The organism is Psychrobacter sp. JB193 (genome assembly GCF_002285555.1).
Lineage (GTDB): Bacteria > Pseudomonadota > Gammaproteobacteria > Pseudomonadales > Moraxellaceae > Psychrobacter > Psychrobacter alimentarius.
This window is the reverse complement of sequence record NZ_NRGY01000003.1, coordinates 13,657-39,707: the sequence shown is the minus strand read 5'-3', so window position 1 is coordinate 39,707 and position 26,051 is coordinate 13,657. Positions and strand designations below refer to the sequence as shown.

At 44.4% G+C, this 26,051-nt stretch carries 18 protein-coding genes; 10 read left to right on the top strand and 8 right to left on the bottom strand.

The genetic code is table 11. The features are described from left to right. The first annotated feature begins 45 nt into the window (after positions 1–45). From gdhA to CIK80_RS13345, 6 genes are all read left to right on the top strand, one after another. A complete protein-coding gene (gene gdhA, locus CIK80_RS13370; protein ID WP_095570434.1) occupies positions 46–1,392 on the top strand; it encodes an NADP-specific glutamate dehydrogenase in 1,347 nt (448 codons plus the stop codon). A gap of 276 nt (positions 1,393–1,668) precedes the next feature. Continuing rightward, a complete protein-coding gene (locus CIK80_RS13365; RefSeq protein ID WP_095570433.1) occupies positions 1,669–3,033 on the top strand; it encodes an MFS transporter in 1,365 nt (454 codons plus the stop codon). A gap of 246 nt (positions 3,034–3,279) precedes the next feature. Next, complete coding sequence (locus CIK80_RS13360) at positions 3,280–4,131, top strand: thermostable hemolysin (RefSeq protein WP_095570432.1); 852 nt, start codon at positions 3,280–3,282, stop codon at positions 4,129–4,131. Between the two features lie 38 nt (positions 4,132–4,169). Continuing rightward, a complete protein-coding gene (locus CIK80_RS13355; protein WP_179288402.1) occupies positions 4,170–5,900 on the top strand; it encodes an AMP-binding protein in 1,731 nt (576 codons plus the stop codon). 38 nt (positions 5,901–5,938) lie between these two features. Then, positions 5,939–6,898 carry a TauD/TfdA family dioxygenase gene (locus CIK80_RS13350; RefSeq protein ID WP_095570430.1) on the top strand — a complete coding sequence of 320 codons (960 nt, stop codon included), beginning with the start codon at positions 5,939–5,941 and terminating at the stop codon, positions 6,896–6,898. 92 nt (positions 6,899–6,990) lie between these two features. After that, on the top strand, positions 6,991–7,854 hold the full coding sequence (locus CIK80_RS13345; RefSeq protein WP_095570429.1) for an SDR family oxidoreductase: 864 nt from the start codon (positions 6,991–6,993) through the stop codon (positions 7,852–7,854). 35 nt (positions 7,855–7,889) lie between these two features. Here the strand turns inward: CIK80_RS13345 and CIK80_RS13340 are convergent, their stop codons facing one another. The 4 genes from CIK80_RS13340 to CIK80_RS13325 form a co-directional block, all read right to left on the bottom strand. Beyond that, entirely contained in the window at positions 7,890–8,588 is a 699-nt protein-coding gene (locus CIK80_RS13340; RefSeq protein WP_095570428.1) for a VIT family protein, read from the bottom strand. Between the two features lie 285 nt (positions 8,589–8,873). Next, positions 8,874–10,415: an ATP-binding protein gene (locus tag CIK80_RS13335; protein ID WP_095570427.1), complete on the bottom strand. Its 1,542-nt coding sequence runs from the start codon at positions 10,413–10,415 to the stop codon at positions 8,874–8,876. A 52-nt stretch (positions 10,416–10,467) separates the two neighbouring features. Continuing rightward, entirely contained in the window at positions 10,468–11,136 is a 669-nt protein-coding gene (locus CIK80_RS13330) for a response regulator (RefSeq protein WP_095570426.1), read from the bottom strand. 22 nt (positions 11,137–11,158) lie between these two features. After that, positions 11,159–11,761: a cytochrome b/b6 domain-containing protein gene (locus CIK80_RS13325; protein ID WP_095570633.1), complete on the bottom strand. Its 603-nt coding sequence runs from the start codon at positions 11,759–11,761 to the stop codon at positions 11,159–11,161. Positions 11,762–12,124: 363 nt separating this feature from the next. Here CIK80_RS13325 and CIK80_RS13320 point away from each other — a divergent pair, with 363 nt between their 5' ends. Next, a complete protein-coding gene (locus tag CIK80_RS13320; protein WP_095570425.1) occupies positions 12,125–14,386 on the top strand; it encodes a TonB-dependent receptor in 2,262 nt (753 codons plus the stop codon). Between the two features lie 120 nt (positions 14,387–14,506). Here CIK80_RS13320 and CIK80_RS13315 read toward each other — a convergent pair whose 3' ends face one another. Then, positions 14,507–16,015 (bottom strand): PepSY domain-containing protein, encoded by a 1,509-nt coding sequence (locus tag CIK80_RS13315; protein ID WP_095570424.1) that lies wholly within the window; start codon positions 16,013–16,015, stop codon positions 14,507–14,509. Positions 16,016–16,384: 369 nt separating this feature from the next. Here CIK80_RS13315 and CIK80_RS13310 point away from each other — a divergent pair, with 369 nt between their 5' ends. The 3 genes from CIK80_RS13310 to CIK80_RS13300 all read left to right on the top strand — a co-directional run bounded on the left by CIK80_RS13310 (position 16,385) and on the right by CIK80_RS13300 (position 20,406). Then, positions 16,385–18,562, top strand: a complete 2,178-nt coding sequence (locus tag CIK80_RS13310) for a TonB-dependent siderophore receptor (RefSeq protein ID WP_095570423.1) — start codon at positions 16,385–16,387, stop codon at positions 18,560–18,562. Positions 18,563–18,697: 135 nt separating this feature from the next. Beyond that, positions 18,698–19,441, top strand: a complete 744-nt coding sequence (locus CIK80_RS13305; RefSeq protein WP_095570422.1) for a siderophore-interacting protein — start codon at positions 18,698–18,700, stop codon at positions 19,439–19,441. A 248-nt stretch (positions 19,442–19,689) separates the two neighbouring features. Next, positions 19,690–20,406, top strand: coding sequence for a hypothetical protein (locus CIK80_RS13300; protein ID WP_095570421.1), 717 nt, complete (start codon positions 19,690–19,692; stop codon positions 20,404–20,406). A gap of 88 nt (positions 20,407–20,494) precedes the next feature. Here CIK80_RS13300 and CIK80_RS13295 read toward each other — a convergent pair whose 3' ends face one another. The 3 genes from CIK80_RS13295 to CIK80_RS13285 form a co-directional block, all read right to left on the bottom strand. Continuing rightward, positions 20,495–21,664 carry an HlyD family efflux transporter periplasmic adaptor subunit gene (locus CIK80_RS13295; protein ID WP_062844805.1) on the bottom strand — a complete coding sequence of 390 codons (1,170 nt, stop codon included), beginning with the start codon at positions 21,662–21,664 and terminating at the stop codon, positions 20,495–20,497. Positions 21,665–21,666: 2 nt separating this feature from the next. Then, on the bottom strand, positions 21,667–23,913 hold the full coding sequence (locus CIK80_RS13290; RefSeq protein WP_095570420.1) for a type I secretion system permease/ATPase: 2,247 nt from the start codon (positions 23,911–23,913) through the stop codon (positions 21,667–21,669). A 66-nt stretch (positions 23,914–23,979) separates the two neighbouring features. Continuing rightward, a complete protein-coding gene (locus CIK80_RS13285) occupies positions 23,980–25,530 on the bottom strand; it encodes a TolC family protein (protein ID WP_095570419.1) in 1,551 nt (516 codons plus the stop codon). Positions 25,531–26,051 lie beyond the last annotated feature (521 nt).

Below are 26,051 nucleotides of genomic sequence, written 5' to 3'. Positions count from 1 at the left end.
GCTAAACCATTACCTATAGCTTTGCCATACCAACAAGGAAAACATATGAGTATCAGTCAGGCCATCGAAAAAGTCGAAGCACGTTATGCCCACCAACCTGAATTCGTTCAAGCGGTCAAAGAAGTTGCCATGACGATTGCACCGCTATACGACGCCCATCCTGAATACAATACGTTGAAAGTATTCGAGCGTCTCGTTGAGCCTGACCGCATTATGGCGTTTCGTATTAACTGGGAAAATGATCAAGGCGAAGTGCAGGTCAACCGAGGCTGGCGCGTTCAGTTTAGCAATGCGCTGGGGCCTTACAAAGGCGGTGTGAGGTTTCACCCTACCGTCAATCAATCTGTTTTAAAGTTTTTGGGTTTTGAGCAAATCTTCAAAAATGCACTGACTGGATTGCCAATGGGCGGCGGTAAAGGTGGCTCAGATTTTGACCCCAAAGGCAAAACGGACAGCGAAATACGCCGCTTCTGTTATGCCTTTATGCGCGAACTACATCACTACGTGAATAAAGACATTGATGTGCCTGCAGGCGACATTGGCGTTGGTGGGCGTGAAGTCAGTTATATGTTTGCCATGTATAAAAATCTCACGCATGAATATGGCGGCGTGTTGACTGGCAAAGGCGTTGGTTTTGGCGGAAGTTTGATGCGAACGGAAGCAACGGGATATGGCGCCGTATATTTCTTAGAAAATATGCTGGCGGCGCAACACCAAACCATCAATGGCAAAAGAATACTCATTTCAGGCGCAGGTAATGTCTCACTACATGCTGCTGAAAAAGTCCATATGCTGGGCGGTATCGTCGTCACAGTATCAGACTCACAAGGTACTTTGTACGATGAAGCGGGCCTCAACCAAGAAAAAATCGACTGGCTTAAAGCGCAAAAAGCAAAAAGTAAACCTTTGGCAGACTATGTAGCTGTGTACGGCGGTGAATGGCTAGCCAATCAAAAGCCGTGGCAATTCAAAGGTGATATTGCGATTCCATCAGCAACCCAAAACGAAGTCACGGTAGACGACGCCAAGCTCATGGTTGACAATGGTATTATCTATGTCATTGAGGGTGCCAATATGCCGCTAACTGCCGAGGCAATTGATTATGTGCGCTTGCACCGTGTGCATTATGCGCCTGGTAAAGCTGCCAATGCAGGCGGCGTGGCTGTCTCCGCGCTTGAGATGTCGCAAAACTCGGTACGTCAATACAAAACGTTTGAGCAAATAGATCTACGTCTCAAAAATATCATGAAAAACATCCATGATAGCGCAGCTGATGCCTCAGAACAGTACGGTCAAACCGATAATGGCTATATCGATTATATGGCGGGTGCCAATATCGTTGGTTTTAAGAGAGTTGCTGATGCGTTGGTTGCTTATGGTATTTTGAACTGATCCAGTTTTTGGATATTTAACTCGCCTTAATAAAAAACCGCTCACCTATCTTTTAAACAGGTGAGCGGTTTTTTATTGGTATTTTTACATTGGTATTGTTAGAGCGATGAGCTTTTCAAAGAAAATATGACCATTGATACCGATACTGCACCAACCAGCAAATCAACATCCATACCCTCTAGGTATAAATTTATACTTAGAGGGTTTTTGACTTGATCCTTATAAAACCCTAACTTAATAAGTACTTATAGGGACATTACCCACGGAGAAAGTCGAATGGAATCACCAACTTTAAACATCAATAAGGTCATTGATGATGCCAAATTTGCGCCCTTTCATTGGAAAGTGCTTTTTTGGTGTTTGCTCATTATCATTTTTGATGGCTACGATCTTGTCATTTATGGCGTGGCGCTACCTCTACTTATGGAAGAATGGTCATTGACCGCCGTACAGGCAGGATTACTCGCGAGCGCGGCACTTTTTGGTATGATGTTTGGCGCGATGATTTTTGGGACGTTATCTGACAAAATCGGTCGCAAAAAAACGATTATGATCTGCGTTGCGCTTTTTAGTAGCTTTACTTTTTTGGGAGCCTTTGCCAACGGTCCCATCCAATTTGCCACTTTGCGTTTTTTTGCAGGGCTGGGTATCGGTGGCGTCATGCCTATCTGCGTTGCCCTAACGTCTGAATATGCACCAAAACGCATTCGCAGCACCTTAGTCGCTATTATGTTCAGCGGTTATGCCATCGGTGGCATGGCGTCAGCCCTACTTGGATCATTTTTGGTGGTGGATTTTGGCTGGGAAATCATGTTTTATATTGCTGGTATACCGACTTTATTACTCCCCATCATCTGGAAAATGTTGCCTGAGTCTTTGATGTATTTGGTCAAAGAAAAACGGGATAAAGAAGCAAGAGTTATCGTACAAAAACTGGCTCCACAAGAAACCATCACTCCGGCTACTACCTTGCTATTAGATGAGCCAACCAAAGGTGACGATGCCCCTATCAAAGCGCTTTTCTTAGAAAACCGTGGCTTTACGACGATGATGTTTTGGGTGGCTTTTTTTATGTGCCTACTGATGGTGTATGCCCTAGCCAGCTGGTTGCCCAAACTGATGATTCAAGCAGGTTATTCGCTAGGGGCAAGTATGCTATTCTTATTTGCGCTCAACATTGGCGGTATGATTGGCGCGATTGGGGGCGGTGTGCTCGCTGATAAATTTCATCTTAAACCCGTCTTAACCATCATGTTTGCGCTCGGCGCAGTCTCATTAATACTGCTTGGTTATAACAGTCCGCAGGTGGTGCTATATACGCTTATCGCCATTGCTGGCGCGACCACGATTGGCTCACAAATTCTGCTTTATACCTTTGTGGCGCAGTACTACCCGACTGCCGTTCGAACGACAGCAATGGGCTGGGCATCAGGTATTGGTCGCATTGGCGCGATCGTCGGCCCCATCTTGACGGGTGCATTACTCACGCTTGAGCTGAGCCATCAGACCAATTTTTTGTTCATTGCCATTCCAGGTATGATTGCAGCCGTTGCTATCTTTTTAGTCAATCTCAGTGCGGCTGTCGATGGCAAAAAAAGCAAAAACCAGCCAAGTACTTTGAACACTCCAATATCGACATAGTCCTGATTAAAGCCTCATATTCAGTGCTGGAACACCTTTTAATATTAATCAGCTTTTGGCGTATTCATGATATGGATGCGCTATTTTTTTGTGTGCCTTGCATTACCTTTTATACCCTTGTATGAGCCTCTCATCCGATTGGGCATTTGCAACGATACTGTCTTAAGGTTCAGTTAAGGTTGGTACCTTATGATTCTTCCATGATGTTAATCGTTCTAAACGCTTTTAACAATTTGGAGGCCGCTCATGTCATTATTTATCAATAGCACTCATCCCTTACAGAATGTCCTCAACACGACTTTCTATATTGAGGCAGTTAAGCCAATGCCAGTATTGAGTGTACAAGGAATCCCCTCGTCCTTATACGTTCGCGCCAGCACGCAAACGCCAGTACAAGCATCGCCCGCTTCATATGCCCAAAACCAAGATGCTCAAGCCTTTATCAAGCAAATCTACGAATACATCCATCACGCCAGATTAAGTTACTTTATGCCTATTTTGTTTTCAGGTTTTGCTGATATGCCCTCTTATGGCAATTGGTTATCCTCTGATGATAGCGCTTTACCTGCATTTAGAGGGACAAGCGTTGCGATTGGTCTAAAGCCTATTTCTGAAGATAAGGTATTTTTAGAGCAGTATTTGGAATCTCATATACAAAATGAAGTCAGTCAGATAGCAGGAGAGCAAGTCAGTCGGCAGCGCATTTTTGAGATTGGCAATTTGGCATCCGGTCATGCTGGCAGCGCTCGGCTCATGATTGCATTTTTGGTGTTTTATTTATCTACGCCTACCCTGCATCCAGTAACTCATGAGAGCCAAACCAAAGCCGACTGGGTGGTCTGCACAGGCACAGATGCTGTGCGACATATATTGGCACATATGGGTATTCATAGTCATATTATTGCCAAAGCCACTGCCGAAGCATTGAAAGATCCTGAACAAATATCAGCATGGGGACATTACTATCAACAAAACCCCTTGGTGGTTGCCATCAATGTGGCAGACGCCAAAAGAGTATGCGCGCCTCATTATCGCTATACCGAGATGTTAGAGATGGCTGTTACCGCAGATCTCCCTCTCCACAAAATAACCACTTAACTGATAGAACTGTAAAACCACAAAGTAGTGAGGACGAAATGACACCAATCTATACCGCAATATGTGAACACGCTCGCAAGGCACCTAAGCAGGTAGCAATCAAAACTATAGAGGGCGAGCATACCGTTAGCCTCACTTATGATGAGCTTCAGCGCACACTGGCCTTGCTTCATCAGACATTGCATACATGGCAAGGCAAGCGTGTGGCCTTGTATGCGCATAATGAGATAGATTGGGTCATACTTGATTTGGCACTAAGTACCATAGGTGCTGTCGTCGTGCCTATACCCTTATTTTTTAGTGCCTTGCAAGTGGCTCACTTACTCCAAGATGCGCAGATCGAGCTGGTATACGTTGGCGCAGGTTTGACACTGCCCGACATACATGACGTAGATCGTGTGAATCACAATGTGAATAATTGGGTTATTGCTAAGACAGCAGAAGTAGACGCCGTAAAGCTTGAGCACGCCGCTCATATCACAGGCAAGTTTTATCAACTGAACAACGATGCGGCTTATACTCTGACCTCTCAAGCTTCAGCTACTGCCAGCGAGTTTTGTAAAGTCACCTATACCTCTGGCAGCACAGGTATGCCAAAAGGGGTTTGCTTGGGACAAGATACCTTGATGCGTATTGTCAAGTCTCTAGCAGAAGCACTCGCTGACACTTTGACAGATGACGCTGCCAACCCTTTAGACATCACTGATATCACAAGTAATTTTGGTCATTTAAGCGTGTTACCTTTTGCCACTTTGTTAGAAAATGTGGCCGGCGTCTACGTGAGCTTATACATGGGACGTACCTTAGTCATTGGCAAGATTGGTCAATTTGGCTTGCTATCCAATCAAGCATTTGATGCCAAGCGACTCATCACAACCGTGCAAACGCATCGCATCGCCAGCGTTATCTTGTTACCGCAAATGCTCAAAGCCATTTGCGAGTATCTAGCAGCCAACGAAAGTCGTCACGCTCATACGAGCGCTTCCAGTAACCATGCTAATAATGATTATGCTGCTAGTAACTATGCTAATAGCAACTATATAGCCAATGTCGCTTTGCCCTCCTTACGGTTTATGGCAGTCGGTGGCGGCAAAGTGTCTCCTACCCTCCTACAAGAGGCCAAAGCGCTAAACCTGCCTGTCTATGAGGGCTATGGCTTGTCTGAATGCGGCTCTGTGGTCAGTCTCAATACACCCAAAGCAAAGCGCGAAGGCAGTGTGGGCAAACCTATGCCCCATGCCTCAGTCAGCATCGCAGCTAGCGGCGAAGTTATGGTAAAAGGCAATGCTATGCAAGGCTACCTAAACCATGACAATACCAGCGAAGATATGAATAACAAAGACAATGGCGTTATTGCCACAGGTGACATTGGTTATGTAGATAACGATGGTTATTTATATATTACGGGTCGACGAAAAAACGTACTGATCAGTAGTTTTGGGCGCAATATCTCACCTGAATGGGTAGAAGCACAGCTCTTAACACAGTCAATCATCTATCAAGCGGCGGTGCTGGGAGATGGGGAGCCAAGTTTATCTGCTGTAATAGTCGCCAACCCTAACGAGGTAGCGACCAATAGTAGCGACCTACAATTGGCTATCAAACAAGCGATAGAAATTGTTAATCAAGCCTTACCCGACTATGCCCGTATCAAACATTGGCATTTAGAAAAACGGTCATTTAGCACTGACAATGGATTATTGACTGATAACGGCAAACTGCGACGACCACGAATTTTCACCACTTATAAGTCGGCATTGGGCTTGTGATTCATGGTATTTATCATTTACTTTTGGAGCACCTTATTATGAAAACCACTCTTATGGCACATAACGTAATGTCTCACGATCCACTGTCAAGCAACCTTATCAACGATAATGATGCTAAAACAATCCTATTTCCATCATCAGTGACGCCACCTTTTCCTGATACCTCAGATATTTTAGCAGCCTTAAGGACACAGGGCTGGATATTACTGCGAGGTCAGCACTACGATGTAGAGACGTTTAGCCAATTAATGAGACAATTGTGTCAAACGCTAACCTATGACCCTGCCCGACAAAACATCACTTCTGAAGCGCAAAAAGTGGATGCAGGCACGCATGCTATTGGCCTACATATCGAAAATGGCAATACGCCGATACCGCCTGACGTCATTGCTTTTTTTAGTGAATTGAGTGCCAAAAAAGGCTCACAAACGACCATTTGTGACGGATACGCTGTGTATCGAGCACTATCGCCTGAACTAAAAGCCCTATTTAGTCAACCAATACGTATCAGTCGCTATTTGCCTCAAGTCATTTGGCAAAATTATGTAGCGACTGCAACAGGCAGAGCCGATGCCGTTGACACCATTAGTCTGGTGGATTTGAATCAATTCATCACTGATACCACTAGCAAAACACTAACACATCATGTAGAGCCTCAAGCTGATGGTGGCGTGCGTTACGTATTGCAAATACCTGCTATCCCCGCAGACAATTTAAGTGGACAGCCCGCCTTTGCCAATACGTTGCTGGGGCCATCATTTAACTATGAAAAACCTGAGTTCACGCTAGCAGATGGTCAAAGTGTGGATGAAGCGCTGGTCGCTAAGCTCACACGAATCTGTGAAAAGTATACTCAAGAAGTGAATTGGCAAAACGGTGATGTGGTGATATTAGACAACAAACGCATCATGCATGGTCGTCGTCAAATCGAGGTGCCTTTGGCTGAGCGTAAGCTTTATATTGCGATGGGACTTGGTATCAAAGATTCAGACGATTAGAAGCAGCACGTATCACTACAATTTGTATTTCAAAAAGCCATGCTTTAATAATCTATGTTTCAAAAATCAGTATTCACTAAGGATGCGATATCATGACATCATCTAGCTACCAATCCACATCTCAATCAAACCTCGCTCAGCCTATCCTGTCATATACCTTGCTCATTGGAGCTACAGGCGGTATCGGGCAAGCAATCGCAACACAGTTATGCGCACACAATCGACCTGTAATTTTGGTTGGACGTAATGCCCAAACGTTGACGTATTTGACTAAAAAACTGGCCAAAGAATACCCTGATATACCGCGACTGTCGCTCAGTTGTGATTTGAGCTCACGGGCATCACAAATTCAACTGATAGCAGCGCTGCGAGAGACGGTACAAGACTGTGGCAATGTCATTGATACGGTCATACTCAATGCAGGTATCAATGATTTTGCTTTACTCACTGACCAAAGTGATGAAATTATCGAACAAATGATGTTGGTCAATGTGGCTTATCCCTTACAGCTGATAAAAAGACTGCTGCCTATATTAATGATTCAACAAAGCCCTAGCCAAATAATAAGTATTGGCTCAACGTTTGGAAGCATTGGTTATCCTGGTTTTAGTGCTTATAGTGCCAGTAAGTTTGCCTTACGCGGAGCCAGTGAAGCCTTGGGTCGGGAGTATGCCGATACCTCAGTGAAGTTTCGCTATTTTGCGCCCAGAGCCACAAAAACCACCATGAATAAAAATACCGTCGTTGCGATGAATCAAGCATTGAATATTAAGATGGACTCACCCGAAACAGTGGCAAAGGCATTGGTAAACTTTATCTCAACCACAAAGCCTCATCAGCATTTAGGCTTCCCCGAACGTTTTTTTGCATGGCTCAATCGGTTGTTTCCAAATGTCGTTGGCAACGCCATTGTCAAAGACTTACCCACCATCAAGCTATATGCTAAAAAAACGTAGGGGTTGACTCGGTACTCGTCGCATGAGTTTGCCCCTTAAACAGCCACACCAAACAAACGACCAATTAAGGCAGTTGCCATCATCGCGAGTATGCCCCAAGTAACGATTCTGGTCGTCGCACGAATAACAGGCGCGCCGCCTAGACGAGCAGAGATAATTCCAAGCAGTATCAAGCCCATAATTGTCAAAATCGCTAATGACCATACCAAAGTGCTTGCTGGTAAGAGTACTATACCGATAATCGGAAGTATCGCTCCAGCTACAAACGACAATCCCGAAGCGACCGATGCATGAATGGGTTTTGCCTGACTAAGATCCGTAAGCCCAATCTCATCACGCGCATGAGTCTCTAGCGCACTGTGCTCAGTCAAACTCACAGCAACTTGCCTTGCTAACTCATGATTCAGTCCGCGCGTCTCATAAATTTTTGTGAGCTCTAGTAACTCGCGCTCAGCGTTATGCGTCAGCTCGTATCTTTCTTTATCGAGATCCGCTTTTTCGGTATCTGCCTGCGATGAGACAGAAATATACTCGCCAGCAGCCATCGACAAAGCGCCTGCCGTCAATGCGGCCATCCCTGTCAGCATTAATGTCTGGCTGCTTGGCCCAGCAGCTGCTACCCCAACCAGCAAACTGGCAGTCGAGATTAAACCGTCATTTGCGCCCAGCACTGCTGCCCTCAGCCAATGATTGCGATTGCTCAAATGCGTTTCGTCATGAATAGAGTGATGCATAAGACCTCCAAAAGTGTAGACATAAAAGCATGACTCTAATGACATTTTTGATGCCACCGCAGCTCATACCATTTGAGACGTAAGAATATATCAAGCTTACGCTATAGCTCATAAGCAATACTCAATACTCAATACTCAATAAGATGGCTACGCGATATACTGATGCGTGGTTGATATAAATCTTGACGGCTTGCGGTACCATTACCGACAAACGACAAAACCTTTGTTTTGCTCACATAGCATTGCGCCCACGATGTCTCTCTTTTATAGTGACCTGACGATAACTTATGGTGGCAACGTCCTTGATAGTGGTTTTTTACTTCTTATCGTGACGACAAAACCTGTTTTTGATGCCGCGCGATTGGCAAAATCTAGCGTGAGGTTGTGAAGCTCAGCGATTCGATTGGCAATTGACAAGCCCAGACCACTACCTAGCTGTGCTTGACCAGCTGGACGATAGAAGCGTTCGCTGAGTCGCTCTAGTTGTTCTGGATCGACGCCCACACCGTTATCGATCACTCTGATCGTATTTACATCTAAATGCAGCTCAATCAGACAGCCTTCTGGACAGTAGCGAATGGCATTGTCTAATAGGTTGCGGATTAACAATTTAAACAATACTGGATTGATGCATATGGGCAAAATATCCTCAGGACTGTCACACTGCACTACACGTTTCAATTGGATGTGTTTTTCACGTGCCAGACGGTTCACATCACTGAGTACCGTATTGGTGAGTGTGAGCCAGTCTGGACGTTCCAATTGCTCAGGTGGCAATTGCTGTTGTGGCTCCAACTTGGCTAAAATCAGTAGTTGCTCGACCAAATGCGTGGCTCGCTCAATGCCATCGCTGATCTTTTGCGTGTGATAAAACAACTGATCGTCATCTTCTATCCCAGACAATTGCAATAACTGCTGTTGTAATAGATCTGCCTGTAGCTTTAAAGCAGCCAGCGGACTACGCAGCTCATGAGAGGCATCCGCCGTGAAGCGCTGTTCACGTTCTAGAGTATCTGCCACTTTGATAAATAATACATTCAAAGCCGTGACTAATGGTTGAACCTCTTGTGGGACATCGGCTGTAATAGGACTATCATCTTGCGGCTGTCGCTGTTCAACCTCAGTACTGATTTGACTGAGCGGCATCAGTCCGCGCCGTATCAACCAAACCGCCAAAATCATAAAGGCAAATAAGCCAATTAACATAGGCAGCACTTGCACAGACATGGCTTTGACAATCATTTCTTGACGAGAGTCAAGACTTTGACCAACCACCAATACCCGTCCTTCACGCATATCATTGTCTTTGTTATTGTTATCGTTGTCATTATTATAGTCTTCATGCGCATAGAATAATCGCCAACGCTTGCTAAAGGGATTCAAGCGCTGATAGGCTGAGTTATCATCTTCTACAAAACCACGCTGGTCTGGCAAAAAAGAAAAAGACTGACCATTCTCGTCAGCTGCCAATAGATGTCCCTGTCTATCCCAAATGGCAGAACCCATATAATCATCTTCGGCATCGCCAAGATCCCCTGATAGCTCCTTACTTTTCAAATTATATATCTTGGCAACAGGTACTTCGCTATCCACCTTTTCGTTACTATTTTCACTCTCACCTTGGCGGTTTTCTTGCTCGCTGCGCTCTTGATCATTGTCATTTGCAGATATGCCAATCAAATAGCGCACAACTTGCGTAATCTGTGTGTCATTCATCTCATTGATTTCATGCCACAATCGCCAAGCAATAAAGCTCGATGTGATCAGCCACAGTAAAGGCAGACCAATGAGTAAAGAGATTAACAAGCGCTGCTGGATACTTTTCATAAGCTCACATATTGCTCATATAGTAAAGCTCAAACTGGAGATAGATCATTCATTAGCCAAGCGCTGGATTGAGATAATAGCCAATACCGCGCTTAGTTAGAATAAAGTCATTGCCCAGTTTTTTGCGTAAATGGTGGATATGTACTTCTATCGCGTTACTATCGATGTCTTGTTGCCAGCCATAAAGCTTGTCTTCCAAACTGGCTCGACTATGAACTTGTTTGGGATGCGTCAGCATTTGCTCGAGTACAGCCACTTCTTTGATGGTTAATTCGATGATTTGACCTTGGTAAGAGACTTGATGGTTGTGCGGCCAATAAGCGACCTCACCATAGCGAATCTCAGGTTGACTGCGTCCCTGACTGCGCCGTATCAAAGCTTGCAAGCGCGCTACCACTTCATCTAAGGCAAACGGCTTGACCAAATAATCATCGGCGCCTGCATTCAATCCCGCCACTCGATTGGCAATGGCATCACGAGCAGTGATAATCAATACAGGCGTGTCTAGCCGTTTGTGTCGCCAACTTTGTAGCACCGTCATCCCGTCCCCTTTTGGCAACGTCAAATCCAGCAATACGGCATCAAACATATTTTCTTGCAATGCCATCTCACCCTGTTTGGCATCACGGAACCAATCGACCATCATGCCGTGACTTTTTAGGCCAAGCACGATGCCTTCTGCAATATTGTTATCGTCTTCTATTAGTAATATGCGCGCCATAACCACCCCATTATTTTATATATTATCGTGGACGACGTATCGTCACCGTCTTATTACCCGTTATCATCGATTTAACAAGATTTTGCCGTTCCCAATAACTCATGACAATCGCAGAAACAACATGTAAGGGGACAAGTAAGTATAAACTATTGGCCAGTGTTTCATGGATTTCTTCAAGCAGGTTTTTATCACCAAAAACGTTTGCTTCCAGCAGATAACCACTGATACCTAACCCTATAATCACAGCCCATAGCGCAAGCATCATGATGGCAGCCAATGGATTGTGTCCAAGATGCTGCTCATCTATACGGCGAGCGCCCAAATCAGATAGGTGACGCTTGATACGAGAGGGCGTGGGCAAAAAATCACTAAAACGGGCGTAGCGCGTGCCAACCAACCCCCAAAGTAGACGTACGACTACCAGCCCTACCACGGTGTAACCAACATATTGATGCCATTCACTGCCCTCTTCAGTAAAAAACAGGTTGGCCGTGATACCAGCTGCCACTGTCCAGTGCGTCACTCTGACTAAAATATCCCAGACACGTATCTGCCTCGTTTTAGAGGTATTTGATAACGAAAGACCGGACTCATGGGTCGGATTTATTACGCTGTTTTTAATCATAGCCATCATTCCCTAGATAGTTCATTGATTTGCGAGCAAGAGAATCGTTAGACATCGAATCTAACCGAGATATCGCTATTACAACAGACCAATCTTAAGACAAGCTTACGCTATGACCAATCAACACCAGTTAATTTATTTGCGGACAAATATTGGACAATTTGATACATGCAGCAAGGCTTTTGTCCAAATAACTACCGATAAGCTCAGCCTTCTTTATCCGTATGAAGTTAAACAATAAAATAACGTTGGTAACCATTTATATTCTTGACAGACAGGTTAAAACTTAATCTTGTAATAATATTGTAATGAAAACAATTATCATTATAATAAGCACTTCAACCATCTGCTGGAACTGTTTTCATGCAACTGTCTCGTTTATATTCTGCTTTATTTCGCTCGCCATCTTCACTACGAGCGCTAGGTTCAACCTGCCTATCCACTTCGGTACTACTGATCGGCGCAAGCCAAGTTGCATGGGCACAAACTGAGCCCAACACAGATACTCAGTCTGATCCTAGTGTGGTATTAGATACGATTGTAGTGACCAGCAGTGCTGACGCTTCAGCAGATGGACTGCCAACTGCCTATGAAGGCGGTCAAGTGGCAACTGGTAGCCGCGTCGGTATCTTGGGCAATCAAGATATTATGGACACGCCGTTCTCCACCACCTCTTATACCAATGAATACATCACCAATCAGCAAGCACAAAGTGTGGGTGATCTGCTCAAAAAAGACCCGACTGTCCGCGTCGCAAGAGGCTTTGGTAACTTTCAAGAAGCCTACTTTATGCGCGGTTTTGTGACGACATCAGATGACACGATGTACAACGGTCTATACGGTATATTGCCAAGACAGTACATCGCGACTGAATTGTTTGAGCGCGTCGAAGTCCAGCGCGGCGCTTCTACTATGCTAAATGGTGCTGCCCCAAGTGGTGGTAACTCAGGTGGTACGATTAACCTATTACCGAAACGCGCTGGTAATGAGCCACTACGTGAGGTAACGCTCGGTTATGGTCCGGGCGATCAAGGCAAAGTAGCAGTAGATGTGAGTGACCGCTTTGGTACAGATGATGCACTTGGTGTTCGTTTTAACGCCGCTTACCAAGATGGTGACAGCGCCATCGACGACGAATCTGCAACATTGGGTTTAGCCGCTTTGGGTCTAGACTATAGAGGCGATCAGTATCGACTGTCTGCTGACTTGGGTTGGCAAGATAACAAGATGAATGAGACTCGCACCAACGTCACTCTTGAAGGGGTTTCTAGAGTGCCAAAAGCACCAAAAGCAACCAAAAACTGGGCACAGCCTTGGACGTATTCAAACGAAGAAGACGTATTCGGCACCATTAGAGGCGAATATGACTTTAATGACGCCCTCACCGCTTATGGTGCTTATGGTGTTAGAAGCGGCGAAGAAGAAAACTCATTGGCCAATTTAACTGTCAATGACGTCGATGGTACAGGCACCACCTACCGCTTTGACAATGCTAGAAAGGACTTGGTACAAAGTGCTGAGCTTGGTCTGCGTGGTAAATTACAAACGGGCAAAATCGATCATGATTGGGTAATAGCAACAGAGCTTTATGATCAAGAAGAAAAAGGCGCTTACGGTTTTGATTTTAATAACCTACTTGCGACCAATTTATATAACCCTACTAAGTATCGTGATAACAGCTGGTCAGATGCAGCCTTTTTTGGTGGTGACTTAGACAACCCAAAATTAACAGGTGAAACGCAGCTACAAAGCTTTGCCCTAGCAGATACTTTCTCTCTATTCGATGACAAATTAAAAACCACATTAGGTGTTCGTCATCAGAACATAGAAACAACTAGCTATGACTTCAATACACAGGCTAAAACTGCTACCTATGATGAAAGCAAATGGACACCTAGTATCGGCATTGTTTATCAACCAACTATGGACTGGTCTGTCTATGGTAACTACATTGAAAGCCTAGCACCAGGAAAGAAAGCACCTCTAGAGAATGGTGGTAACCCTGTTACCAATGCAGGACAAGACTTAGCCCCTTATGTTAGTGAGCAAACGGAAGTGGGCGTCAAATATGACAATGGTACAATTGGCAGTAGCTTAGCGATATTCCGTATAGATGCTGCACGTGCTTATATTGATGACACCAATACTTTTACAGCAAATGGTGAAAACCGTCATCAAGGTGCCGAGTTATCAATATTCGGTAGTCCAAGCGAAAACATGCGCTTGATCGCAGGTGTCAGTTATTTGAGTGCTAAGCAAAAAGATACAGGTGATGTAACATTGGACGGCAATCGAGTGATTGGTCTGCCCAAACTCCAAAGTAACGTTAACCTAGAATACGATCTAGCAGCCGTCGAAGGATTAACATTAACAGGCGATATTATACATACGGGCGCTCGTTATGCTGATAATGCTAATACTTTGAAAGTTGATGGCTATACCACTTTGGACCTTGGTGCCCGCTATCGTACGGTACTGGCAGGACAAGATGTCACGTTAAAAGGCATGGTGACCAACGTCACTGGTGAAGACTACTGGCAGTCAGTAGGTGGTTATACAGATTTCGGTTATCTAAATGCAGGCGATCCTACTGCACTGAAAGTATCAGCGACTTTTAATTTTTAAGACATACGAGTAAAAGCATACTGATCCAATTGTTATAAAAAGGGCGTCTTACTAAAAGACGCCCTTTTTTAGTACCCAAATAAATTGTTTATTTGATATAAATGCGATTCTACTGAAGCTTTATTTTAGTAGCTTCCGTAGGAAATCAACCCTAGATATCACCAAAAAATCCAACAATGCTATGGCAGCAATGGCAATGATAGCCGTCGGAAATATAGCAGCCACTACCAATAAAGGAATGGCAAACGGCCACCACACTGATAGATTAAGATGACGGGCGGGCGGGTTCAATCCTATCATCTCATCGATGCCACGCGGGCGACGTTGCCACCACATGATATAACCGCTCACGCAAATGGCAATGACGGATAAGCAAAATAAAACGTTGGCGAGCACGCTCCATAATCCTAGCGTTCCCATGTGTATGGCGGTACCTGCTGCCATGAATTTGCCAAAGGCATTGTAATCATCAAAGCGGATGTCTGCTAAGACATTGCCCGAATAGCGATCGATATGCACTGTACGATCCGCCGTTGGACTCTTCATATCATAGCTCATCGAATCTTGGCTAATCGTCCATACCCCAGTCGCGCCTTGAGGTAAATTCATCTGATAACGCCCTTCAAAACCAATCTCACGGACAAACCTATCCACCGTGTCAATCATGATAGGAATATTGGGTGCAATACCGTTCTCACCCATCGTTGTCCCTGATACAGGCATTGGCGTCAATTCTAGCACCCAAGGCACATCCTTGGTACTACCTGTGTTTAGTGCATCGCCATGTGTTGGTACAATCGCTGGTGTTGCGCCATGAACGTGCGGCGCGGCATCGGCGTTATCCATATCCATATCCATACCAACATGATGCTGGCTATGGTCAATCGAAAGCGGTATGGGTGCGACGCCCCACTTACCCGCAGGGAATTGACTCCACGCTTGCACGACTCGCTCGCCCCAAATACCAGCCCACGCCATGCCTGAAATACAAAAAAATAACAGTACAATCGATATCCAACTACCCAATGTTCCATGAATGGTTCGAAAAAATGAGCGTTTTTTCTTAAGCGTGGTATTGTCATCAGGAATCAACATAGCTTTAACAGATTTACGTTTTTTCCACCACAAATACCAGCCCGTTAAAATCATTAAAATCGTTAAGGAAGCCGTGGTTTCTTGAATGTAGTCACCGACTCTGCCCAATAGCAAATCACTATGAATATCATCAAAGGTGTTATACAGATTACTATTCGTCGGTATGCTCTTAACAATCTCGGCCGTGTAAGGATTCACGGCCACCATATTGTCATGCCCTTCTGATACCACCTGAAACAAGGCCACGGTATCGCTCTCACGAGGAGAAATATATTTTATCAATGTACTATCGGGCAACGTGCCCAGCGCATTTTTGGCTTGGGTAGCGACAGGCGCTTGAACCATCGATTCTGACGTAGGTACAGTCAAACGATCATTGTCTCGGCCTAAGGTATTGGACATGAGTATCATACCAAGTCCTGTGCACGCTAAAATAATTAAGAAAGGCGCTACAAACATGCCAGCATAAAAATGCCATCGCCATACCGTAAAATAGCGCTGATTATTGTCTGATTGAGGGGTTTGTCTGTTCATGGATATGACCTTTAACACTCTTTGGTTGCTCAATAAATGACCCAGACGTATGGATAATCATCACAGATATCGTGATTACTTTCGTTTTTTACGCCAGTCATCCTTTCTATATTTTAGCTACGGCTGCATGATACGAGAAAACGTATTCAAACACCACTATTCATAGCGAGTCACTTTTGTAACAGGTTGATTTTTAGTCCATTTGTATTATTAGATAATCCCCTCCTTATTTACTACATCCAATCAAGCAATGATGATTTACTATTATTTTTTAATGATAATAATAATCATTAGTGTTATTATCTACAGCAGTTACTCTTGTCAAAACAACCTGCCATATTCACCGATAACTTGCTAATAGGACATACGATGCGGTCTCCTGTCACCTCCAATTCCACTCAAAAAAAACGTCTCACTACGGCTGTACAAATTGGTTTAATACTAAGTGTCAGTCATAGCGCTTATGCCGAAGATATACGAAGCAATATTGGAGACAATGAGACTGCCACACCATCGACCACCTTGGATACTATCGCTGTTTATGCTGACAGCTACCGCAGCACAGGTACAAAAACCGCATTAGACCCCAATGATGCGCCAATGAGTTATACCAGAATTGATCAAGAATTATTACAAAAACGTCAGGCAGATAGCGTCAATGCCGCCCTGCGTTACGAGCCCGGTATCAGCGCTGAGAGCCGCGGAACGGTTTCTATCTTTGATGAATACAATATCCGTGGATTTAAGACGTATTCCAACTTTTATGATGGACTAAGACTGCCCTATGATGGCGCTTGGAATCTGATGCCGCAAGTAGATATCTATGCAACCGAGTCGGTCGAGGTGGTGAAAGGGCCAGCATCCTCATTGTATGGCTATGCATCACCGGGCGGTATGGTCAATCAAGTCGCCAAAACCCCAAAAAACACCCAAGCGTCTGAGGTGCAGCTACGACTGGGCAATCAAAACCTAAAAGAAGTTGGCGTGGATACGACAGGTCCTATCACAGACACGCTAAATTATCGCTTAGTAGCATTGAAACGAAAAAAAGATGGTCAGATGCAGACCACTGAAGAAGAGCGTACTCTGGTTAACCCATCAATCGAGTGGCGACCGACAGAAGACGTCTCCGTGCTTGCCAATGTCTTTTATCAAGACGACCCAGAGATGGTGCCCTCTACGCCGCTACCTGCTGTGGGCACTGTCTACAATGCCAGCTATGGGAAGCTGGGTAGCGATGCTTATGCAGGCGAGAAATGGAATCGCTTTAGCAAAGAAGTACTCATGCCAAGCGTCACTGTCAACTGGGATATCAATGACAAGCTAACCTTTAAGCACATATTGCGTTATACCGATGCCGAGGCACAGCAGCGCAATATGTACAACAGTGGGTTTGTCAGTGGTAGTGATAAAATACTGAACCGCGTGGCCTATACTACCGATGAGAGCATGAGTAATTGGACCACGGACAATCAGCTGGCTTATCAACTAGATACTGCCAATACATCACACAATTTACTGTTCGGTGTGGAATATCAAGAAACAGACAGCACCGCCACTTACTATGATGCTGGGGCGGATGGCACACCAAACCTTGATTTGTCTAATCCCGATTTTTCGCAGATCAATGCGGATACTTTACCGCTAAATAACTATCGTCAGGATGAGAGTATCGAACAAAGCCAGCTTGGGTTTTATGTGCAAGACGAGATGAAATGGCGGGATTTGACGGTCGTAGCAGGTTTGCGTCATGATAACTTTGATAGTATTACTGATCAGACCAAAGCGTCTGCTGGTGCGATCTATAGCGACCAAAAGATTGATAATGACGCATCAAAAACCAGTGGCCGTCTCGCTGCCATCTATGCCTTCGATAATGGCATATCGCCTTATGCCAGCTATTCACAATCATTTCAGCCTGTCGTAGGCAGCAACTTTATCACCAACAAGCCGTTTGAACCTACCACTGCCGATCAATTAGAAGCAGGTATCAAGTATCTCTCTCCCAACCGAGCCACACAAGGGACATTGGCGGTTTTTGATATCACCCAAAAAAACGTCGTCGTAGCGGATGAGATCAACTACAGAAGCCAAACGCAAACGGGCGAAATCCGCTCTAAAGGGTTTGAAGTTTCAGGCAGTCACATGCTCAATGACTGGGTAGATGTTGCCGCAAGCTACAGTTATACCGATGCTGAAATCACAGCAGATGAATTCAACCCTGATGTGGTCGGTAATACGCCCGCGCAAACGGCTAAACATAAGGCCACATTATGGGCAGATTACTACGCTACAGACAAGCTTACCCTAAACGCAGGCGTGCGTTATGAGGGTGGCATGCAACTTGATAAACAAAACTCAGATGAGCTGCCAAGTGTGACATTGGTAGACATTGGCGGTAATTATCAAATCAATCCCATGCTCACGGTTGGCGCTAGTATCAATAACTTGTTTGATAAAACCTACGTTGGTGCATGCTATGACATCAATAATTGCTGGATGGGACCTGAACGACAAATGTCAGTCAGTCTAAAAGCCAATTTTTAATCCATACAAGCTGTCTATTTATTAACATTGCCTGCATAAAAACTGGTTTTATTATTGTCACACCGTCACAAGATAATAAGCAATACGCTCATCAATACCGTACCAAAAGAATCGTTACAAAAGAAGGAAACACCCATGGCAAAATCTAATCCAAGAGTACTTAAAGTGATTCGTACCACCTACCTTACCCCGCACATGTGCCGAGTCACACTTGGCGGTGAGGGATTGATGGATTTTCCACTCGATCAAGAAAGTGCCTATATCAAACTCATCTTCCCTCAGGGCGAAGATAATAAACCATTGATGCGCACCTATACTGTCAGTGTCCAACGCGACAACGAGATAGATGTTGATTTTGCGCTGCACGATGTTGAAGGCCCTGCCTCCACTTGGGCACGAAACACTCAAATCGGTGACACAATACTAGTAGGTGGCCCTGGACCAAAAAAACTCATAAATAATGATGCCGATTGGTTTTTATTAATCGGTGATATGACTGCCCTACCTGCAATTACTGTCAATCTTGCCCAGCTCCCTGATGATGCGCGTGGCTATGCTGTCCTTGAAGTGACTACTGAGGCGGATCGTCAAGCTCTCAAAAAACCCGAAAACGTTGACATTCATTGGGTCATCAGTGCTGAACCAAATGCAGAAAGCTGTCCATTACTTGAGCACACCAAAACGTTAACGTGGCTGACAGGAAAGCCCGCGGTATGGGCGGCTTGTGAGTTTCATAGCATGCGCGCGCTACGCCAGTTTTTTAAAGTCGAGCGTCCGATAGAAAAAACGCATTTATACATCTCAAGCTATTGGAAAGTCGACAATACCGAAGACCAGCACAAAATTGAGAAACGCAACGATGCAGAAAGCGCTGCCTAATAGGCGACGTTCTTCGGTGGCCGTGACCATATTCGTAATAACATTAGCAACCCCTTAAGCAATATGATGACATCATATACTCAGTCATATCGCTTAAGGGGTTTTTGGCTTAATAGGTATGTTTTATTTCTAAAACCAACGTTTGTAATGGCTTATATCGATAGCAACGTGTGGCATTATTTGTTAACCTCATCTATAGCACAAGGTATTGGCCGCACGCTATCATCTATAAAAGGTATAGTCATCTAATGATAATATTCCGTGAAAAATGGCTTTGGGCATTGTGCCTTGCGATATTGGTGCACGTGGGTTTTTTCTTTATTTTTTATATGAATGTAAATAAAGAAGATTCGACACAAGTGAGTAATAGCCGTGTCAATACGGCCAAGCCTTCCGAGAAGCCTGACATTCTAGATGACTTACCACCTACCATTGCCAAAACCTATACTGCACCTGTTAAAAACTTAAATACCGTCAGCTCCAAAGATAAGACAGAAATACCATCAACGACTCAGAAAAACCCCATCACATCTACACAGACAGACGACATAAGTGCTGCTAAAACAATGACAGAAGACGCTGTATTAACGTCTACTAAGTCAGCCTCCACGCTTAAAGCGCGGGCCGAAAAAATCAAGCCGCCAAGTCCCGATACAGATGAGATGTCTGCGTCTATACCATCGGACAATATCGAGGCGCTAGAGAGTATCAAGACCCGTGCTGGTTTGTTGTCTATCGACGTGCCGACCCAGCAGCCCAATATCAAAATAGACAAAGACTATCTCTCGGCAAAATCTGAAGTAGAAGACATCAATATCCAATTGAGCGCCGCCATTAATGAAGTTAAAAACCGCAATCAGCAAAAAATAGATGAGACGCAGCGGTTAAGAAATGGTGTTGATACCAGTGAAAATCAAAGCGCCAATCAGGTATTTGAACAAGAGCGTCAAGATGACTCACTCTAGAGATGATTACAACATTGCCTTTATAGTAAAACCCCAGTTATTTACTGAGGTTTTATCATTTGCGCGTCAAAGGTTTATCAACCCTTTATTACCGCTCCCCCATGCCTTCTGATAAGGTTTTAGTAATAGGTTTGGTGAGATAAGACAATACCGTACGCTCCATCGCTTTGATATCGACAGAAGCTGTCATACCCGGCTTGATGACGATCTCATCTTCCCGACCTTCAAACTCAGCGCCAGTAATAACAACCAATACCCGATAGTAAGGCTCTTCACCTTTAGGCGTTTTCTCTATCAAAGTATCTGGGCTGATGTAACTTACCGTGCCATTCATAGCTCCAAAGATTGAATAATCATAGGCATCGAGCTTGACGGTCGCGCTTTGTCCTTCTTGTACATAAGCAATATCGGCAGGACTGACTTTTGCATCAATCACAAGATCACTGCTGGTCGGCAATATCTGCATGATGGTTTCGCCTGGTTTTACCACACCGCCAATGGTTGTCACGTTAATATTATTGATTTTACCCTCTGTCGGCGACAGCAGACGCTTTTCTTCTAATACTTGTAGACTGTCTCGCAGAACCTCAATCTCGGTATCTAGCTCTTCTTGTGCTTTGGTCATCTCAGCTTGCGCTTCTTCAAAATATTTATTACGCTTGTTATTGATTTGCGCCTCGATGTCAGCGACTTGACGACTCAGTTTTATAATATCTGCTTGACTGACATCACCGTACTTCAATAACGGCTCATTCATCTTAAGCTCTTGTCTTGCCAGCACGAGCATTTTTTCAAGTGAAGAAACCTCTTCGTTGATGGCTTGACGGCGACGATTATAGAGCGCGGTTTGGTTCTGTACATATTCTGGATAGTTTTTAACTTCTTTTGGAAAGACCAGAGGTGTTTCAAAAATCTCTGCGTTTAGACGTGACAGTTTGGCTTTTAACGCGGCTGTCTTAGAAGCAGAGTTATCAACCGCCGCTTTAGCACGCTCTTCTTCTAAAACCACAAGCAGCTGTCCTGCTTTTACTTCCTGACCTTCTACAACCGCCAGCTCTGTCAATATCCCTCCTTCTGACGCTTGAATCTCTTGTGTGCGCGCGCTAGCAATCACGGTCGCTTTGGCACGTGTGACTTGATCAATCTTAGCAAAGGACGCCCATACGAGTAGCGTTATCATACCAACTAAAGCAATCCAAATATTCAGTCTTGAACGACCAACCTTAAGTTTTGTGGGCGTATATTTATAGTCTGCCATCTCTACTTACCTTGAGCGTGTATTGGAGTTTTGGTGGGGATAGGTTTGATGGTAGTGGTTTGGCTCTCTGCTTGACTCGCTTGTGCTTTTGTACGCTCATTTTTTCTTAATCCATCAAGCACGACTTGTTTCGGACCATCCATAATAATACGTTGATTGTCCATGATAATCAGACGATCAACCAATTCTAATAGCGCTGTTTTGTGGGTCGATACAATGAATGTCTGGCCTTCTACCAATGCTTGCTTCAGTACCTGCAAGCAGCGCTGCTCTTGTCTGTTGTCCATGGAAGCTGTGGGTTCATCGAGTAAAAACACATTGGGTTTGGTTAAAAGCAGGCGCGTGAATGCAACGAGCTGTTTTTGTCCGCCTGATAAGCCGCGACCGCCTTCACTGATCGGCAAATCCAAACCACTTGAATGACTGGAGACCAGATTTATCAGCCCTGTCTTCATCAAGGCGTCTTGCAGTACATCGTCATCAGGTGCCGCCATTCCTATCAATAAGTTCTCTCTTAATGTGCCTTGGAACAATCGATGGTCTTGCTGCAAATACCCCAAACACTCACTCAGGGTTTCGCGGCTGATTTGATGCATATCCAACCCGTCTAACAATATCTGTCCTTTGGTAGGTGCGTATAACCCAGCCAATACTTTTAGCAAAGTAGACTTTCCTGATCCTATGGGTCCAAGAATGGCAATGCGCTCACCGGGGCGAATGGTCAGGTTGTTAATGTTAATAGCAGCCCTGTCATTGTCTTTATAGTTGAAGACCAAATTGTCGCATTGATAAAAACCATTAATACGACTGGGTGACAGAGGATAAGCGACGCCATGGTTGTCTTGCTCAAGCTCAAACAAGGCTTCGATATTGAGTTTGGCGGCTTTCGCATGCGAGTACTGAACCAACAGACTGGGCAACGTCATCACTGGCGCCAGCACTCGACCACCCAATATCGAGCAGGCAATCAGTCCACCCATGGTCATATCGCCTTGTATCACCACAAACGAGCCGACGATCACGATCCCTACATAGCTGACTTGTTGCAGCATTTGGGTAAAATACGTGAGGTTGTCATTGGTGTGCTTCATGTTCAGATCGTTTTTGATCGTCACATTCATCACATCAAGCCAGCGTGACAAAAATTTCCAATTGCCTGCCCCTGCTTTTATCGTCTCAACCCCTTCTACCGCCTCTACCAATAAGCCCGTCTTATAATAAGAGGCCGTCGCGCCTTCAGCAGCAATCGCATCAATACGTTTGCGCGCAGACAAGCCCATTACTATCGCAATCACAGCTGCAATCACAGGGACGACAGCTACCAGAGGTGAGCCAATAAAGGCCACCAAACTGACAAAAATAATGGTCATCGGCAGATCGACCAACCCAAATAAAGTACTCGCCGTAAAAAAACTGCGTACTTGCTCATAGCCGCGTAGCTGCGCTGCCATAGAGCCCACCGACCCTGGCATCTGATCAATACGCACTTTAAGCAGGCGCTGAAACACTTCGCGAGACAAATATTGATCGAGTCCTACGACGACCTTATCCATAATTCTCGACCGTGAGAATTTCATAAAGGCTTCAAAAAGAATAATAAGAAACACACCACTGGCCAAGATAATGAGCGTATATTCACTGCGCGTTGGAATCACTCGATCATAAACTTGCATAGAGAATAGCGACACCGCCAATGCCAATACATTAATCAAAAATGTCGCGATAACCGCTTCAATCAAAATGCCTTTGTAATTGCCCAAATCTGACTTAAGCAAATCAGAGAAAGACACTTTGCGCTGTTTGGCAGGGTCATTTTTCAAGCGGATTTTTAAGATTAATGACAGCTCATCGGCGCGTGTGTGAACATGATTTTTTTCTTGACGAAAATTCCAACTTTTTTGTGGTGTCTGACCGTCGATGACACCCCATCCTAAATCAGGATGATAGGCCAATAATGGTAAAAAAGCGGCGTCCGGCTGCTCTAGTATTTCTGGTGTATCGGTAATACCAATACCTTCCAAGACAGCAATAATGCCGCCCACTTCACGAATACTTTGGTTATTTTTGGGGTGCTCACTATGCTGTTTGACGACATCGTTCAGACGTATGTTATCGACTGGATATCCCTGTTGACTCAGTAAATGCTTGATGGCATCTACAAGGCTTGAGGTCAGCTCACTCTGATCAAGCGTGTTTTGCTCATCATGATGAACAAAAGCTGCTTTCGTCGGTTTCAAGTTTGAACTCATATTCATCACTTATTTAATATTTGGGACAGCCATATAATTATTAGTAGCCCGATTATTTTGGTATTGTTATTTTCTTTGGTTGATATTATTCCCTTCAACGATAGGCGTAATACTATAGTCATCGTTTAACATGATACGTTCACCTTTATTCAGGCTTTCTTCTACATCAGCAGGCAGTCTGATTTCTATGTATTCTTCATTGAGATCTGACACGTCTGGCTGATAGCCCAAGCTTTGGCTGGTTCTTTTTTTATCCTGTTTGCTTATCCATTCTCTGACAGGATCTGTCGGCCTAAATAACGCCACAGGCTGACGGTTGTGCCCAAACTGCTGCCATTGCATCGTACCGAAATCCACTTGTAGACGATGAAATGCACCCAATATGTCTGCACGCGTTTGCACCAGTTGCACTTTATAATCATTGTGTTCACGAACGGCGTTCAACACTTCAAGCCATGATTTACGGCCAGCAATGAACTGTCTACGATAAGAGTTGACGACAATCTGCGCGCCTGCCACAGCAGCAATCAACGAATTTTCTCTGTCTTTTGCACTTACAAACTGCTGATACTGAACCTGAATATTCTCAATCACCTGACGGCGTGAGGCTTCTTGTGTTTGCACTAAGCTATTGACCTGTGCTTGAGAGGCTCGTGCCAATGCAAGATTAGAAAACCCAGCACCAGGCGCATAACTCAATCCTAGTGAAAACTTGCCGTCATTTTCATTATCGTCATGATAATAAGCGTGCTCGTATTGAGCATAAACGGTAGGATATCGAGCGGCTTGCTGTGACTCGACGCCTTGTTTGGCAGATTCGATTTGAAAATGTTCTTTGACGATGACTGGGTTATAAAAGCTGGCTTTTTCGAATGCCATTTTTTCGAAGTTGACAGATTGTTGTTTGGCTTGATTGACCAATACTTTGATATCAGGAAGACTCATGGCGCTCATTTGCGATATAGGTTGACCGATGATCTGCTCAAGTCTCGCCGCTGCGATACGTTGCTGCTCGCCTGCTGCTTGATAAGCCGTTTGTTCTTGCAAGATGCGGTTGGTCACAAGATCCAGCTCAATGCGAGCAGAAACACCTTGCCCCACGCGGCGCTGCATCATAGCCTCAAACTCGCTTAGCTCTTTTAAGGCTTCAGAATGAACATTTTGTTTTGCAATGGCTTGGATATAGCTTTGCCATGCATCAATCGTTGTTTTGGCGACGAGGTTTTGTTGTTCGTAGATATATTCTGTGGCGGCTTTATCATCAAATATGGCTTGATTGACATCGGCTGTCAGCTTGCCACCCGTCCATAAAGGCTGGCGAATAGACACTTGTGAGATAAAATCATTGTCTCTATCGTAGCCTGAGCTCACACTGGGTGTCGGTAAAAGGTTTAACTTTGCTGCATTGATGCCTTCTGTAGTGGCTTGCTGATTGGCTCTTGCCGAGCCTACCAAAGGATGGGTCTGAATGGCTTGAGTAATCAAACTGTCTACCCGTAGATCCTGTACTGCGGCTTGCGCTGTCATAGTAAAACACGTACCAATCACTAAAAGCGTCACATAATGGCAACGTAACAGCCGATCGCATAACTGGTTTTTGTTTGACGATTTTTTCATATTAAGTTTCAGTAGCTAGCCCTATAAAAATACGCTTGATTAAGTGTTTAGCTTTTGTGTGTTAAACCTTACTAAAACTTAGAGTATAAAACAATCATATACTGGCTAAAGAAATGTTTAAAGTAATAAATCAACCGAGATTGGGCTTAATATCAGATAGGTATAGAGATATACGAAGGGTAGAAAAATTAATATGAAGTAAGCCGATGAATCTATAGAAGTTTAAGCAGCATTTTTTATTTTTAGTCATAGGGTTGCAGATTCAACTATCAACATTCTATTTTTGTAGAAAATCAAATTCATCAGTAATCGTAAGTATTTTAGGATGGTAATTATGAAATGAGACTTATATGCCATTTATTGAATAAATGCATGCCGAATATTGGGGGGGGGAACAATAAGAGCTCATAAAATGAAACACTGCTTTTTAATGAGAAAAAATTAAAGCGGTGTTGGTCGTAAAACTTAAACATCAATAATTGGAGTAATCAAACCTCAACATATAGGAGATCTGATAAATT